The sequence below is a fragment of the Dyella jejuensis genome, assembly GCF_044904675.1.
Taxonomy (GTDB): Bacteria; Pseudomonadota; Gammaproteobacteria; order Xanthomonadales; family Rhodanobacteraceae; genus Dyella_B; species Dyella_B jejuensis.
On the sequence record NZ_JADIKJ010000013.1, the window covers coordinates 74,744 to 89,076 of the forward strand.

The window sequence follows — 14,333 nt, forward strand, 5'->3', positions numbered from 1 at the left end:
ACGCATGCTACGTGATTTGCACGGAAATTGGCACGCCATATTGATGGCACCCGGCAGGGCATCGTGTCGCACGCAGTACACGTCGTATCAACGCACGATCTTGCGATGCGCGGTCAGCGAATTGTGGTTCAGGGCCAAGTAGTCCCCTGGCCCAATACATGTCCGTTGACGGTGCTGCCGTAAAGTGAATCGGACGTGTCGTGATACGCCGCGCGAGTGGTGGAAATGGAGCCATTGAAGCGCGGATCCTGCGGCCGCTCATGCGCATCCATGAAATACGCCACGTCCCATGCATCCTGGTCGGTCAGCGTATTGCCTTGACCCAATGGCATGTTGGCCTTGATGAAACCGGCTGCGTTGTTGATCTGCTCCATGCCGGCGCCCCAATTGAATGACTGCGGCCCCCACAGCGGCGGAAATACGGTGTGTCCGGCGACCTGCTGGCCCTGGCCGTTGCCGCCGTGGCATAGCGCGCAATCGCGCTTGAAGATGGTTTCGCCGCGGGCGTAATCCGGCGCCAGCCTGGGCTTGGGTAGTTTGAGATAACCATGTCCGGGCGGCGCAGCACCAACCGGCTCGCCTTTGGACATCCAGTACGCATAACTTTCCAGCGCTACCAGTACCGGATCGCCAAGCGGCGGGGCGTTGCCATTCATGCTGTAGCGAAAGCAGCCCTGCAATCTTTCGGCGAAGGTATTCACATGATGGTTCTTGCTGCGATAGGCCGGATACATCGGATAGGCGCCCCACAGCGGCGCGGAATGCGCCAGGCGGCCCGCATCGAGATGGCAGTTTTCGCAGCTCAGCGAATTGCCTACATACGCTTTGGCATAGCGGCCCGGTTCCATGAAGATCTGGCGGCCGAGTGCAACCTGTTTACCGAAGTCGTCATCGGGAATGGCGGATTCCGGGGGCGGCCTAAATGGCTTGGCTGCGTCCGTCGCGGATACCGTAGCCGCCGGTGTCCTGGTTATCGGCGCGGCGACCTGTGATGCGGAACGGTTGCATGCCGCCAGCGGCGGCAAGAGCGCCAACCAAAGCAGGCGTGCCGGCTTCATGATTTGGGCTCCCTGGCCACGACCGCTGGCTGTGCGGCATACCAGGCGCTGATCGCCGCGATATCGGCATCGCTCAATTTGCCGGCGACACTTTGCATCAATCGCAGCGGATCGTTATGGCGCGAGCCCTGTTGCCACGCACGCAACTCATTGGACAGATAGACGGCCGATTGCCCTGCCAGTGGCGGAAAATGTTCGCCAACGCCAATGCCGGCCGGACCATGGCATTGCTCGCAAGCGGGAAGACCTTCCTCCCATCGCCCGCGCGTGGCCAGCGTGTGGCCGCGCTGCGCATCCGCGCCAGCCGGCGTGAGCAAAGGGGGGGCCGGAGGTATCGGAAGCGCGCTGTAGTAAGCCGCGACCGCCTCGCGTTCGGCATCGCTCAAGCCGCTGGCGACCGGCTGCATGGTGGCGTTCGCGCGGGAACCATTCGTGAAATCCTGCAGTTGCTTGAGCAAATAGGCCTGCGGCAAGCTGGCCAGACGCGGAAAGCCGGCCGCCGCCTGGCCGCCGCCATCGGCGCCGTGACAAGCCATGCATGGCGCCACGCCATGGCCATTGCCTTGCTGCGCGATGGTGGCGCCATAGGGCGCATCCGCCAGCGCGGCGCTTGCCACGAGTGTGCAAAGCGCGGCCGCCACGATGCGAAAAACCATCACGGCTGCGGCGGCTGGAAGCCGTATTTGCGATAGATGGCCTGCGCCTGCGCCGACGTCATGAAGCCCAGGAAATCCTTCGCCGCCTGCACGTGCGGCGCATCGTTCATGCGCGCGGCGGTATAGGTTGCGGTGACGTTCTGCTGTGCCGGGATCGCTACCGTTGCTACCGGGCGATGCAGCACTTGCTGCTGGAAGTAAGCTTCGGTCGACCATACCGGCGCCGCATCCGATGTGCCTTGCAGCACACGCAACGGCGATTCGCGATGATGGATGCGCGTGAGATAGGTACTGCCATCCTTCACCTTGCTATCCATGATGGCGTGATCCAGCGCATCGCCACCCGCCTTGCGATAACCCGCTTCGATCTGCTTGGCGATGCCCTCCCATTGCGGGTTGGGCATGCTCACGCGCACGTCGGCGCGTCCCAGGTCCTTGAGCCCTTCGATGTGCTTGGGATTGCCCTTCGCCACCAGGATCGCCAGCGGGTTGCGCGCATAGTCGGCCGTGTCGGCGAACCAGCCGTGCTGCTTCTGCAGTTCGGCGATCGAGCCCTTGCCATTGGTGAGGATGTCCGGTTTCAACGCAATGCGCAGATTGCCCATCACCAGCGACCCCGTTTCGATCTGCTTCGCCAGGATGCCTGGCGGCAGCGTTTCCACGTAGATGCGCTGGTATTGCGGATAGCGCCGCTTGAATGCATCGATCAGATCATGCACCACCATGAACTGGTTGCCGGCAAAAAACACCGTCAGCTGCGGATCGACGATATCGCCGTGCAGATCGGCGATCGCATCGAACGGCGGCACCGCGAACGATACGCCGCCGGCGGGCGGCGGGTTCCACGGTGGCAAGTAATCGGCTTGGCTGGCACCGGCGATTCCGCACGCGACGGCCAGCCATCCGGCCAGCAAGACGCATGACCCGTTGCGCTTCGAACATGGCGACATGATCGTTCCCCGGATTGTTACAGCGGCAGCAGGGCGTAGCCCTTCTGCTCCAGCTCGGTGATGGTGGTGAGCGCGGACAGGCTCAGCGTGACATCCTTGGATGCCCATTCATCCGGATAGTGATGTTCTGCCATGGCCTGGCCGCACACGGCTACATCCACACCTGCCTTGCGCAACTGGCTGATCACGGCGAGGTTGGGATTGGCGGTGCCGAACTGGGCCTTGTAGTGCTCCTCGTCCAGCACCAACCCGGTGGCCGGACCGGAAGCTACTGCCACGAACTTCAGGTGATCGAGCGGAACGCCGGCCGCCGCATACAGATTTACCGTGCGCGCCACACGCTCGATGCCGGGATTGACCTGTCCGGGCTTGTCGCTGGCCTTGGTCAGCGCGAACACCACTTTGTAGATCGCATGGCGATCCGGCTGGTAAGCCGCGTTGGGCAACGGATGATAGGCGCCGGCCGCGGTGATCACTTGCGGCGCGTTCTGCGCCGCGGCAACACCGCAGGCAAGCAGGCCAACGACACAGCACAACCATGGAGTCGAACGTTTCATGCTTTTATCTCGCCAGGCAACGCTCGGTTGCGTCGGCCAGAAGGCTACGCCGCCGGAAGCCATCAGGCCACTTCATGTTCCCTATACGACAGATAAGGCCGTCTTATCCGCAGCCGGCATCCTGTACCATGGCGACATGAGCGAGCAGCCCACCACCCACTTCGGTTTCCGCGACGTTCCGGTCGGGGAAAAGCAAAAACTGGTCGGCCAGGTGTTCACCTCGGTCGCCCGCCATTACGACCTGATGAACGACCTGATGTCATTCGGCATCCACCGGTTGTGGAAGCGGCACTTCGTGGCGATCAGCGGGATTCGCCGCGGCGATCGCGTGCTGGACCTGGCCGGCGGCACCGGCGATATCGCGGCGCTGCTCAAGCCGCTGGTCGGCGAGGAAGGCGATGTTGTCGTGGGCGATATCAATGCCGCCATGCTCAACGTCGGCCGCGACCGGCTGGCCGACCGCGGCCAGGTTTCGGGCTTGCGCTGGGCGCAATTGAACGCGGAAGCGTTGCCCTTTCCCGACAACAGCTTCGATGCAGTGACCATGGCTTTCGGCCTGCGCAATGTTACCGACAAGGACAAGGCGCTGGCGGATATATGCCGCGTGCTCAAGCCCGGCGGCCGTGCCCTGGTGCTGGAATTCTCGAAGGTGCGCAACGAACTGCTTGGCAAGCTCTACGATTTCCATTCGTTCCAGGTGCTGCCCAAGCTGGGCAAGCTGTTTGCGGGCGATGCGGACAGCTACCAATACCTTGCCGAATCGATCCGCAAGCATCCTGACCAGGAAACGCTCAAGTCCATGATGGAACGCGCAGGCTTCGGCCGCGTGGAGGTACGCAACCTCAGCAACGGCATCGTGGCGGTCCATCGCGCCTACAAGCTTTGACGCCCGCACGCGCCGGATCGATGCACCAAAGCGCATGGATCCGGCGGGCGTATGCTCATGCGGAACGCAGGTCTTCCAGCAAGGCACCCTGGCATAGGGTTTCTTGCTCATGGTCGGTATCGCGCCACGTTTCCTTCAGCGCCTCGTCGTACCAGCGACGCATCGAAGGCAGCGCCAGCATGCGTTGCACATACGCTTGCGCAATGTCGTCCACGGCAAGGCGATAACTCTGGATGCGAAACACCACCGGCGCATAGAACGCATCGACGGCGGTAAAGTCTTCGCCCGCAAGATAAGGGCCACCGAAGCGTTGCAGGCCTTCATTCCATAGCTCCTGTACGCGGGCAAGATCGCGCGATAACGCAGGCGGCACGCTGTGCCGTTGCAGACGGATTCCGCAATTCATCGGGCAATGCGAACGCAACGCATCGAAACCCGAATGCATTTCCGCGGCGGCGCTGCGCGCCCACGCCCGCGCCCGCGCGCGAGCATCCGCCGGCCATGCGCCCGGGTGGCGTTCTGCTATGTATTCGGCGATGGATAGCGAATCCCACACGACGGTATCGCCATCGTGCAGGCACGGCACCTTGCCGGTAGGCGAAAAAGCCCGGAAGGCACTCAAGCTCGATGACGTGCCGCCCTGGAACGGCATGAGCTTTTCCTCGAACGGTATGCCGCGTTCGGTCAACAGCACCCACGGCCGCAGCGACCAGGAAGAATAATTCCGGTTGGCAATGTAGAGCGTGTACATGTGTTCCCCTTGCGAGTGAAAAACCCCATCAGTACCCAGCCTATCGTCAGGGGTCGGAGCGTGAGCCCGATCCGGACGGCCGCGCTTAAGCTTATTCGCAGATCGGCTTAGCTTCCGGCGGCACCGCTACGGCGAGTGCAGGTACTCGGCGCCGCGTATTGGCCAGCACCACGCCACCCACGGTGACCGCACCGCCGATCAGGGTGAGCCAACCAGGCTGTTCACCCAGCCACAACCAGCCGATCAGTACCGCGATCGGCGGCGAGAAGTAGATGAAGCTGGAGACCTGCGACGCCGAGGCACGCCGCAAGGCTGCGTTCCAGGCGAGATAGCCCACGAAGGTCGGCGCGATGCCGAGCCATAGCAAGGCGGCGATGTGCGACCAGGGCGCAATGACCAGCGCCTGCGGTAAATGCAGGCCAAATGGCAGCGCACCCAACGTTCCGGCAAAGAACGCGAACGCGGTGACGCCGAGCATGCTGCTGCGGGAGAACAACGGCTTCTGGCCCACGAAGAAAATCGCGCAGACGATGACACTGACCAATACCAGTCCGGCCATCGGCTGGAGCTTCACCTGCCTGCCGCTGGCGAGCACCACCAGCACTACGCCGAGCAACGCTATGCCCAGCCCCAGCACTCGTCGTGCGCCGATGCGTTCGCCGATCCAGATGGCCGACAGGGTGGTGGTCGCCGCCGGCACCAGAGCAATCAGGATCGCCGCCGTGCCGCTTGCAATGCGCGTTTCGGCCTCATTGAGGCACAGGTGATAAACGGTGAGGCCGAGCAGCCCCAGCACGGCAAGCGTCGCCCAGTCGCTTGGCGGCGGCAGCGGCACGCGCCTGGTCCATAGCAACAACGCGAAGCACACCGAACCGATCGCCAATCGCGCCAGCGCCACTTCGCCCGGCGTGAACGAGGCCAGGGCATAGGCGATCGCCGCATAGGCAGAGGACCAGGTAAGCAAGGCAATCAAGATGTAGATAAGGGCGCGCCCGTCGAGGCGCTCAGGGGTGTCCATCGGGGAGTCCATAGCGGAAAGGAATGTGCGAATCCTAGCCTTGCCTGGGCGGCCGATGAATAATGCACCTCAAGCCAGCCCCTACGTTTCGCCATCGATCAAAACATCCGCACGCCGCCATGACCTTCGAATCGAAACCCGAGATGGACCACAAGGATTGGCAGTTGCTCGAAGCGCTGCAACAGGATGCGCGCACCGGCTACGCCGAGCTTGGCCGCAAGGTGCAGCTGTCCGCGCCGGCCGTGGCCGAGCGCGTGAAACGCCTGGAGGAAGCCGGCGTGATCACCGGTTATCGCGCCGCGGTCGATCCCAGGCGGGTAGGTTTCAGCATCGATGCGATGATACGGCTGCGCTGCGATGGCGGTATTTGCGCGCGCATCGGCAAGATCGTCGCGGACGTGCCGGAGGTATTGGATTGCCGCCGCCTGGCCGGTGAGGATTCCGCCTTGCTGCACGTGGTCGCGATGTCGATTACGCACTTGGAGGCTGTGCTCGATCGCCTGCTTAAGATGCACGCCAGCATCAGCACCACCACGTTGATCGTGTTGCAGACGCCCCACGCGAATCGGCCGGTCACGCGCGCGATGTGGGAGGCCGCGCGCGTGCTTTCGCAGGACTGAGCGGTCAACCGGCTCCACGACGGAAGCTGGTGATCCATCGCAGCGGCTGTTGGTCGCCATGCCCGCATGCGGGCATGGCGAATACGTGTAGCTCATCAACTGCTGTAGCTGTCAGTACCCGGCAGCGCTCCGTCGCAAGCTACCTTGAGGGACGGCCCGTCAGTGCGATTCGTCCTTTTTCCTGGGCGGCGACTGATGCGAAGCCGGACGTGCCTGCTGCGAACGAGCGGGTGCGGCGCGCTGCACGGGCCGGCGCACTTCTTCCGATGGCGCCGGATGCGGAGCAGCCTGCGGATGCACTGGCGTGGCCGCATGGACCGCCGGTTGCGGGCGCTGCTCGTGCGTGGCCGGCCGGTTAACGGCTGGCTGCGGGTGCGGCGTTGCCGGTGCCGTCCTGTGCACCGCCGAAGCCGGTTGCCGTGAGAACTCCTGGGTCCGTGGCGTTCCGCCCGGATGCGCGGGAACGGCATGCGCCGGCGCTTGCTCATGCACGGCGCCCGAACGAGGCAGTTCATTCGGACGTGGCGTTTGCCCCGGATGTGCAGCCGCCTCCGGGCGCGCAGCGGGTGCGGCATGCGACGCGCTTGGATATCCCGCGCGACTGAAATTGGGCATGTTCATGGGCTGTGCCGGCGCATGATTGTTGCTGACCGCGTTGTGGACATCGCTGCGATTGAAAGTGTTGTGGTTGTTGGCGACGTTGTTATTGATAGTGCGATTGTTGGTGACGTAGCGATTCACGACCGTGTTGGAGTGCGACACATAAGTCTGGTTGTTGTAGACCACCGCCGGCCGATGCCAGCCACCGCCAGTATTATTGCCGCCGCGATATCCGCCGCCCCAGTTCATACCCCAGGAATGCCAGCCACCACCGCGATCGAGCAGCGCGCCGATCACGATCGCCGTGCCGAAGGCCACGGCACCGACGGTGGCCACTTCGCCGGTGGTGTAGGACGGCTGCTCATATTCGTAACTCGGATAAACCGCCATGTCCCCGCCGTAGACGGTCTGCGGATCGTAGCTGGGCACATAGACGGTATCGGACTGGGCCGGCTCGATCTGGATGATCTGCGTGGGCGGCGGCACCACCTCCGGCCCAGAATAAACCGGCGGCGCATTGTCGCTTTCGGCGTAGCTTTCCTGCTCGCTTTGCTGTACCTGCTGCGCCGACCCCACGATCACTTGCTGCTGCGCCGAGCTGCGCAGGTTGCCCTGTGCCTGCGCGCGCTGGCGCATTACCTGGATCGCGTTGAGCACATCGGTGGGATCGTTGGCATACGCCTGGCCGAGCGCGGTGGTCCACTGGATGTTCTGCGCCATCTGGCTCAGCACCGGCGGAAACTGGGTCAGTCCCTTGACGCTCGGATCCCAGCCCTGCGGCTGCACCGCGGCCTGCAGCAAATCGCCCTTGAGATTGGGATTCTGCGCAAGCAGGTTTTCCGCGGCGGTAATCTGGTCCGGATAAGTCGAACCGGCCAGCACTTGCGCGACGAGCTTGTCCGGGAATAGCGCGATCGGCGCGACCATCTGGTATAGCTCGTCCGCGGTCGGCGGCGTATACGCCTGCTGTTGCCCGGCGGCGCTGGAAGCAGGAGCCGGTGCGGACGACGACGGCGCGCTGCCCTGGGGATTCTGTCCCTGCTGCTGATTGCAGCCGGCCAGCACCAGCATGCTTGCGCATACACTTGCGGCGATCGCCACACTGAGAGAACGTTGCTTGCCCACTGGGCTACTCCTTCGCGATATCTGTCATTGGGAAAAACCTGTTCCCCGGGGTTCATGCCGTGCATGGCGTTGACACGCCACACGAACACGATTCGAGTATGCCTAGGCCGCCGTAACAATTGGGCTAATGCGCGATAAATGGAATCTGCGTTTTTTGTCGCCATCAGGTGAAGCAGTAAGCTTTGCGTCAGCTGCCCGCCAGGCCGCAGCACTTTCCAACGGAAATACCCGCCATGCGCACGATGTATCCGGAACTCGAACCCTATCGCACGCACCGGATCGCGGTAGACGGCCGGCATGTGCTTTACGTGGAGGAGTGCGGCAATCCACACGGTTTGCCGGTGGTCTTCCTGCACGGTGGCCCGGGCGCCGGCTTGTCGCCCTATCATCGCCGCTTCTTCGATCCGCAGCGCTATCGCATCGTATTGTTCGATCAGCGCGGCGCCGGACGTTCCACGCCGTTCGCCGATCTCACCGACAACACCACCTGGCACCTGGTTGCCGATATCGAAGCCCTGCGCGAACACTTTGGTATCGAACGCTGGGTGGTGTTCGGCGGTTCATGGGGTTCCACGCTTGCGCTGGCTTACGCGCAGGCCCATCCCGAACGCGCGCTTGGGCTGATCTTGCGCGGCATCTTCCTGTGCCGCGTGCAGGAGGTCCGCTGGTACTACGAGGAAGGCGGTGCGTCGTGGATCCTGCCGGAGAAATGGCAGCGTTACCTCGCGCCGATTCCACCGGAGGAGCATGGCAACCTGCTCGATGCCTACTGGCGGCGCCTCGCCAGCGACGATGAAGCCGTCCGCTTGCAGGCGGCCACCGCCTGGGGCGCCTGGGAGGGCGGCGGCATCACGCTTGAAGAAAGCCCGGATACCGAAGCCAGTTTCGCCGCGCCTGAAGTGGCATTGAGCCTGGCCCGCATCGAAGCACATTACTTTCGCCACGGCGCCTTTCTCGAGGCGGACCAGTTGCTGCGTGACGTCGCAAAGCTGCGCCACATTCCCGCCGTCATCGTGCACGGCCGCTACGACATCATCTGCCCGGCCAAGAATGCCTGCGACCTGGCGGCGGCATGGCCGGAAGCGGAACTGCACATCGTGCTGGCCGGTCATGCCGCATCGGAGCCGGCCATCGTCGACAAGTTGGTACAGGCCACGGACCGGATGGCCGATCGTTATGTCTAGGGATGCTCTGATCAATACTTGCGGCATTGGCTGCACAAGAACCGGATAGCCGGCCAGCACCGGAATCGCCAGAGTGGGCGCATCTCACGATGTGGACAGCCCCATGCTCACCTTGTTCGACTACCCTGCCTCCCAGAACGCCTGGAAGATCCGCCAACTGCTGCACCATTTGCAGCGGCCTTATCGCACGGCACACGTCAGTATCTTCGAGCGCGAAGGGCGCACCGCGTCCTATCTCCGCATCAGCCCTGCCGGGACCGTGCCGGCCATCCAATTGGAGGACGGCCGCACGCTGGCGGAATCGAACGCCATCCTGTGCTTCCTCGCCACGGATACGCCGTATCTGCCCGCCGACGCCTTTGGCCGCGCGAAGGTGCAGCAATGGCTGGGCTTCGAACAGGAACGAATCGAATCGGTGATCGGTTCGCTGCGCTACTGGACGCTGACCGGCAAGCTGGAGCGTCGTCCTTCCGCATTGGTGGAGATGAAGCGCCATGCCGCGCTGCGCGCGCTGCAGACCCTCGATCGCGAACTGGCGCAAAGGCCTTTCCTTACCGAGCACGGCTACAGCATTGCCGACATCGCCGTGTACGCCTATGGCAGCCGCGCCGAGGAAGCGGGATGTTCGCTGTTGCCGTATCCGCATGTTCGTGCATGGATCGGTCGCGTGCAGGCGCAGCCGGGCTTTCTGGCCACGATGCATCCTTATTCGGACGACCCGCACAGCGCTGCCGAACTGCCCTAGCCAACGCTTGCCACGGGCCAGGCATGGGGCGGCGGTGGCATACTCGCCGCTCTCCGTTCCCTGGAAGCCGCACGATGTCCCCGCTCCGCACCCTGGCCCTTGGCGCCTTGCTGCTGCCGCTGGCTGCCCATGCCAACGATCCTTATTCCTATGCCCAGCCCGATGAAGTGCGCGTCACGCATCTGGACCTGCAGCTGAAGCTCGATTTTCCGCACCGGCAACTGGACGGGCAGGCTACGCTGACCCTGGACTGGAAAGATCCCAAGGCCGGCACGCTGGTACTGGATACGCGCGACCTGACTATCGCCAGTGTCGCGTCGGTGGATGCCGGCGGCACGGCCTCGCCGCTGCCTTATACGCTGGCTCCGCGCGACAAGCAGCTTGGCAGCAAGCTCACCATCCAGGCACCGCAGCGCCCGCACGAAGTGCGCATCGTCTACACCACCTCGCCAGCCGCATCCGGCTTGCAGTGGCTGCCGCCGGCGCAGACGGCCGGCAAGCGGCAGCCGTTCATGTTCTCGCAATCCGAATCCATCCATGCGCGCTCCTGGGTGCCCTTGCAGGATTCGCCGGCCATCCGCTTTACCTACGACGCACACGTCAGCGCACCCAGGGATGCGCGCGTGGTGATGAGCGCGCCGAACGATCCCAGGCATCCTTTGGATGGCGAGTTCAGCTTCGCCCAGACGCATCCGATTCCTTCCTATCTGCTGGCGATCGCCGCGGGCGACCTGGCGGTAAGGGAAACCGGTCCGCGCTCGGCGGTGTATGCCGAGCCGTCGGTCGTCGGCAAAGCCGCGCACGAGTTCGAAGACACCGAGAAGATGATCCGGACCGCGGAGCAGCTGTATGGTCCGTACCGCTGGGGCCGCTACGACATCCTGGTGCTGCCGCCGAGCTTCCCCTATGGCGGCATGGAAAATCCCAACATGACGTTCGCCACGCCGACCGTGCTGGTGGGCGACAAGAGCCTGATCTCGCTGGTTGCGCATGAACTGGCGCATTCCTGGTCCGGCAACTTGGTGACTGCCGCGTCATGGCGCGATATCTGGCTCAATGAAGGCGTGACTACGTATGTGCAGGGCCGCATTACCGAAGCGCTCTATGGCAAGCGGCAGGCCGATGAAGAAGCCTTGCTGGATATCCATACGCTGCAGAGGGAACTGCCCAGCCTGCCGCTGAATGCGCAGCGCCTGGCACCGAAACCGGGCCACGTCGACGCCGACGATTCGCTGTCCGACGTGGCCTACAACAAGGGCTCGTGGTTCCTGCGCACGCTCGAACAACGCTTCGGCCGCGCTACCTTCGACGATTACCTGAAAAGCTACTTCAATCATTTCGCTTTCCAGAGCATCACTACCGAGCAAATGCTCGACTTCCTGAAACCGAACCTGATCGACAAATACCCAGGCAAGATGAGCTGGAACGAAGTGCAGGAATGGGTCTACGGCACCGGCGTGCCGAAAGATGCCCCGGTGCCGGATTCGCCGCAGTTCGATGCGATCGACAAGGAACGCACCGCCTTCCTCGCCGGCACCCTGCCCGCCGGCAAGCTGGATGCGAAAGGCTGGAATACGCAGGAATGGATGTATTTCCTGGATGGCCTGCCGGATGCCCCGCCGCTGGCCAGGATGCAGCAGCTCGATGGCGCGTGGCATCTGACCGGCACGCCGAACGCCGAAATCGGCATGCGCTGGTACGTGCATGCGATCGCCGCGGGCGACAAGGCGGCATGGCCGGCCGCCGCGGAGCATATGACGCGCATCGGCCGCCTGTACCTGACCATGCCGATCTATGCCGCGTTGAGCAAGACGCCGGACGGACTGGCATTCGCCAGGCAGGTGTATGCCAAGGCAAAGAACGGCTATCACCCGCTGACGCAGCAAGCGGTCGAGGCGTTGCTGGCGAAAGCGGCAAAGAAATGATTTTTTCCGCCCTTCTTCTTCGGAAGAGGGCGGGATATGAGGGCACGATCGGCCCGCGTTGCCGGATCCCGCGCGCGCGTCGGCCATTCCGTTTCGATCGTGCCCTTTGCTTTTGGACACCTTCATCCCCTGGAAGAAGGATTCACGGACCAACCCGGCATTTCCTATGAACACACCTGTTTCCACGACATCCCGCCCACTCTGGCAACGACTGCTGATCCGCCGCCTGAAATTCATCGGCATCGTCGTCGCGCTGCTGCTGGTCCTGGTGGGCGGCAGTTATCTGTTCGCACCACAATGGCTGCTGCAGGCCAACAGCATGCGCGAGGCGATGAATGCGCAGTTGCAGAAGCGCTCGGTGCAAGCCGGCGACACGCGCTGGGTGTATTACGAAGGCGGCCAGGGTCCAACCATTGTCCTGCTGCACGGCTTCGCCGCGCGCAAGGAAGTGTGGTTGAAGGTTGCGCCGATGCTTACCGCGCACTTCCACGTAGTCATTCCGGACCTGCCCGGCTGGGGTGAGTCCTCGCGCATTCCCGGCGCCAGCTACAACATCGACAACCAGGCCGACCGCTTGAACGACTTCGTGCAGACCTTGCATCTGCAGCATGCATTGATCGTGGGGCATTCAATGGGCGGCGCTATTGCCGGCGTGTATGCCGCCGAACATCCGCAGGATGTCGCGGAGCTGGCGCTGGTCGATTCGTTCGGCTTGAAATTCAAGGAAAACGCTTTCGCCAAGGAAGCCTTGGCCGGCCAGGATCCCTTTATCTTTGACGACCGCGCCGGTTTTCTGCGCGCCAGCGCGTTGGCGTTCGAGCATGTGCCGCACGTTCCGGGACGCTTCATCGACGTGTTCGTCAAGGACAACCTCCGCAATCGCGCCTTCATCGAGAACACCTTCAACGAACTGCGCGAGCATTCACAAGCGCTGTCGCTGCAGGATCGCCTCGACCAGCTCAACATGCCGGTGCTCGGCCTGTGGTGCCACGACGACAAGATCATCGACGTATCCGCCCTGGATAGCTTGCGCAACGGGCTCACCCACGCGCCGGCGATCAGCACCAGCGTGCTCAACGGCTGCAACCATATGCCGCAAATGGAAAAGCCGCAGGAGTTCTCGCAAGTGCTTACCAGTTTTGCGCTGGCGCATTGAACGCATAGCCGTTCCTGCGGAAAGGCAGTTTCCATACCTGCGTGTGGTGCGCGCGAGCGCCATTCGAATGGCGTTTCAATGATGGTCCCTGTCGCGAGGTCGTCCCCTCACTCCTTCCCTCTCCCCATTGGGGAGGAGGCGAAGGGCCGCTTCTTCCAGCTTGCTGGCGCAAGGAAATTATCCGCCGGTCGCAAATCCCGGATATAGCGTCATGCCACCGTCGACAAACAGCGTGGTTCCGACGACGTAATCGGAAAGGTCGGACGCCAGCCACACCGCCGCGCGGGCGATATCTTCCGGCTCACCGATGCGACCGTAAGGCACCAGCGTCATCAGGCTCTTGTAGGCTTCCGGCGTACTCCACGCGCCGGTGTTGATCGGCGTGCGGATCGCTCCGGGAGCAATCGCGTTGACGCGGATGCGATGTGGCGCCATTTCCTGCGCGAGGCTTTCCATCAACAGCTTGATGCCGCCCTTGGAACTTGCGTAGTTCGCATGCCCCGCCCAGGGGATTTCCTGGTGCACCGAACTCATGCAGATGATTTTTCCCGCCGCGCAGGACACCTCCGGGTTCACCCCGCGCCGCATGAATTCACGGACGGCTTCGCGCGCGCAGAGGAACTGGCCGGTGAGGTTCACGCCCAGCACCGTGTTCCATTGCGCCAGCGTCATGCTCTGGAACGCCGAATCCCGTTGCAGGCCCGCGTTATTGACAAGGATGTCGAGGGTGCCAAAGCGCTCGACCACCTCGCGAAACATGGCGGCGACCTGTTCCTCGGAAGAAACGTCTGCCTTGCACGCCACGGCATTGACGCCGTGGCTGCGAATCGCCGCTACCACTTCATTGGCCGCATCGTCGCCAACCACGTAGTTGACCACGACGTCGGCGCCGGCCTCGCCCAGGGCGATTGCCACGGCGCGGCCGATACCGGAGTTAGCGCCAGTGACCAGCGCTTTCTGGCCGACCAGGGTCTTGGGAATCGCCACGGGTGGCGCGGTGGACGTCGTCGTGGGAGCCGTAGTCATCTCGCATCTCCATGTTTCGCATGACGACAAGCGTGTCGATAGTGCCGTTGGCGCAATGTGAGCGGCGCGGCGACGC

Annotated in this window: 14 protein-coding genes; 6 read left to right on the forward strand and 8 right to left on the reverse strand. The window is 63.2% G+C overall.

Annotation, left to right across the window (positions count from 1 at the left end; genetic code table 11):
- Window positions 1-128: 128 nt before the first annotated feature.
- Genes ISP15_RS12475 through ISP15_RS12490 form a run of 4 tightly spaced genes read right to left on the reverse strand, consistent with a single transcriptional unit; the run spans window position 129 to window position 3,221 of the window.
- Window positions 129-1,058 carry a c-type cytochrome gene (locus ISP15_RS12475; protein ID WP_404547812.1) on the reverse strand — a complete coding sequence of 310 codons (930 nt, stop codon included), beginning with the start codon at window positions 1,056-1,058 and terminating at the stop codon, window positions 129-131.
- Window positions 1,055-1,714 (reverse strand): c-type cytochrome, encoded by a 660-nt coding sequence (locus ISP15_RS12480; RefSeq protein ID WP_404547813.1) that lies wholly within the window; start codon window positions 1,712-1,714, stop codon window positions 1,055-1,057. Before ISP15_RS12480 ends, ISP15_RS12475 begins: the two co-directional genes overlap by 4 nt.
- Complete coding sequence (locus ISP15_RS12485; protein ID WP_404547815.1) at window positions 1,714-2,664, reverse strand: substrate-binding domain-containing protein; 951 nt, start codon at window positions 2,662-2,664, stop codon at window positions 1,714-1,716. Before ISP15_RS12485 ends, ISP15_RS12480 begins: the two co-directional genes overlap by 1 nt.
- A gap of 17 nt (window positions 2,665-2,681) precedes the next feature.
- A complete protein-coding gene (locus tag ISP15_RS12490) occupies window positions 2,682-3,221 on the reverse strand; it encodes a DsrE family protein (protein ID WP_404547816.1) in 540 nt (179 codons plus the stop codon).
- 136 nt (window positions 3,222-3,357) lie between these two features.
- Between ISP15_RS12490 and ubiE the strand changes: the two genes are divergently transcribed.
- Window positions 3,358-4,107, forward strand: coding sequence for a bifunctional demethylmenaquinone methyltransferase/2-methoxy-6-polyprenyl-1,4-benzoquinol methylase UbiE (gene ubiE / locus ISP15_RS12495; RefSeq protein ID WP_404547904.1), 750 nt, complete (start codon window positions 3,358-3,360; stop codon window positions 4,105-4,107).
- Window positions 4,108-4,162: 55 nt separating this feature from the next.
- On the opposite strand, the gene ISP15_RS12500 is transcribed toward ubiE, so the two are convergent.
- Complete coding sequence (locus tag ISP15_RS12500; RefSeq protein ID WP_404547818.1) at window positions 4,163-4,858, reverse strand: glutathione S-transferase family protein; 696 nt, start codon at window positions 4,856-4,858, stop codon at window positions 4,163-4,165.
- Window positions 4,859-4,949: 91 nt separating this feature from the next.
- Window positions 4,950-5,876, reverse strand: a complete 927-nt coding sequence (locus tag ISP15_RS12505) for a DMT family transporter (protein WP_404547821.1) — start codon at window positions 5,874-5,876, stop codon at window positions 4,950-4,952.
- A 119-nt stretch (window positions 5,877-5,995) separates the two neighbouring features.
- Here ISP15_RS12505 and ISP15_RS12510 point away from each other — a divergent pair, with 119 nt between their 5' ends.
- Entirely contained in the window at window positions 5,996-6,496 is a 501-nt protein-coding gene (locus ISP15_RS12510) for an Lrp/AsnC family transcriptional regulator (RefSeq protein ID WP_404547823.1), read from the forward strand.
- A 159-nt stretch (window positions 6,497-6,655) separates the two neighbouring features.
- On the opposite strand, the gene ISP15_RS12515 is transcribed toward ISP15_RS12510, so the two are convergent.
- On the reverse strand, window positions 6,656-8,221 hold the full coding sequence (locus ISP15_RS12515; protein ID WP_404547825.1) for a DUF3300 domain-containing protein: 1,566 nt from the start codon (window positions 8,219-8,221) through the stop codon (window positions 6,656-6,658).
- 233 nt (window positions 8,222-8,454) lie between these two features.
- Between ISP15_RS12515 and pip the strand changes: the two genes are divergently transcribed.
- From pip to ISP15_RS12535, 4 genes are all read left to right on the forward strand, one after another.
- Window positions 8,455-9,405: a prolyl aminopeptidase gene (gene pip / locus ISP15_RS12520; RefSeq protein ID WP_404547827.1), complete on the forward strand. Its 951-nt coding sequence runs from the start codon at window positions 8,455-8,457 to the stop codon at window positions 9,403-9,405.
- Between the two features lie 103 nt (window positions 9,406-9,508).
- Window positions 9,509-10,150 carry a glutathione S-transferase family protein gene (locus ISP15_RS12525; RefSeq protein WP_404547829.1) on the forward strand — a complete coding sequence of 214 codons (642 nt, stop codon included), beginning with the start codon at window positions 9,509-9,511 and terminating at the stop codon, window positions 10,148-10,150.
- A gap of 74 nt (window positions 10,151-10,224) precedes the next feature.
- The gene (locus tag ISP15_RS12530) at window positions 10,225-12,075 is read left to right on the forward strand and encodes a M1 family metallopeptidase (RefSeq protein WP_404547832.1); all 1,851 of its coding nucleotides are present in this window, start codon (window positions 10,225-10,227) and stop codon (window positions 12,073-12,075) included.
- Window positions 12,076-12,241: 166 nt separating this feature from the next.
- The gene (locus ISP15_RS12535) at window positions 12,242-13,231 is read left to right on the forward strand and encodes an alpha/beta fold hydrolase (protein WP_404547834.1); all 990 of its coding nucleotides are present in this window, start codon (window positions 12,242-12,244) and stop codon (window positions 13,229-13,231) included.
- A 177-nt stretch (window positions 13,232-13,408) separates the two neighbouring features.
- On the opposite strand, the gene ISP15_RS12540 is transcribed toward ISP15_RS12535, so the two are convergent.
- The gene (locus ISP15_RS12540) at window positions 13,409-14,257 is read right to left on the reverse strand and encodes an SDR family oxidoreductase (protein WP_404547836.1); all 849 of its coding nucleotides are present in this window, start codon (window positions 14,255-14,257) and stop codon (window positions 13,409-13,411) included.
- Between the last annotated feature and the right edge of the window lie 76 nt (window positions 14,258-14,333).

What these genes read in the sequence shown, in the direction of transcription:
- ubiE (WP_404547904.1), top strand. Translation starts at nt 3,358, where the DNA reads ATGAGCGAGCAGCCCACCACCCACTTCGGTTTCCGCGACGTTCCGGTC.
- pip (WP_404547827.1), top strand. Translation starts at nt 8,455, where the DNA reads ATGCGCACGATGTATCCGGAACTCGAACCCTATCGCACGCACCGGATC.
- ISP15_RS12480 (WP_404547813.1), bottom strand. Translation starts at nt 1,714, where the DNA reads ATGGTTTTTCGCATCGTGGCGGCCGCGCTTTGCACACTCGTGGCAAGC.
- ISP15_RS12540 (WP_404547836.1), bottom strand. Translation starts at nt 14,257, where the DNA reads ATGACTACGGCTCCCACGACGACGTCCACCGCGCCACCCGTGGCGATT.
- ISP15_RS12500 (WP_404547818.1), bottom strand. Translation starts at nt 4,858, where the DNA reads ATGTACACGCTCTACATTGCCAACCGGAATTATTCTTCCTGGTCGCTG.
- ISP15_RS12525 (WP_404547829.1), top strand. Translation starts at nt 9,509, where the DNA reads ATGCTCACCTTGTTCGACTACCCTGCCTCCCAGAACGCCTGGAAGATC.
- ISP15_RS12505 (WP_404547821.1), bottom strand. Translation starts at nt 5,876, where the DNA reads ATGGACACCCCTGAGCGCCTCGACGGGCGCGCCCTTATCTACATCTTG.
- ISP15_RS12475 (WP_404547812.1), bottom strand. Translation starts at nt 1,058, where the DNA reads ATGAAGCCGGCACGCCTGCTTTGGTTGGCGCTCTTGCCGCCGCTGGCG.
- ISP15_RS12530 (WP_404547832.1), top strand. Translation starts at nt 10,225, where the DNA reads ATGTCCCCGCTCCGCACCCTGGCCCTTGGCGCCTTGCTGCTGCCGCTG.
- ISP15_RS12485 (WP_404547815.1), bottom strand. Translation starts at nt 2,664, where the DNA reads ATGTCGCCATGTTCGAAGCGCAACGGGTCATGCGTCTTGCTGGCCGGA.
- ISP15_RS12490 (WP_404547816.1), bottom strand. Translation starts at nt 3,221, where the DNA reads ATGAAACGTTCGACTCCATGGTTGTGCTGTGTCGTTGGCCTGCTTGCC.
- ISP15_RS12535 (WP_404547834.1), top strand. Translation starts at nt 12,242, where the DNA reads ATGAACACACCTGTTTCCACGACATCCCGCCCACTCTGGCAACGACTG.
- ISP15_RS12510 (WP_404547823.1), top strand. Translation starts at nt 5,996, where the DNA reads ATGACCTTCGAATCGAAACCCGAGATGGACCACAAGGATTGGCAGTTG.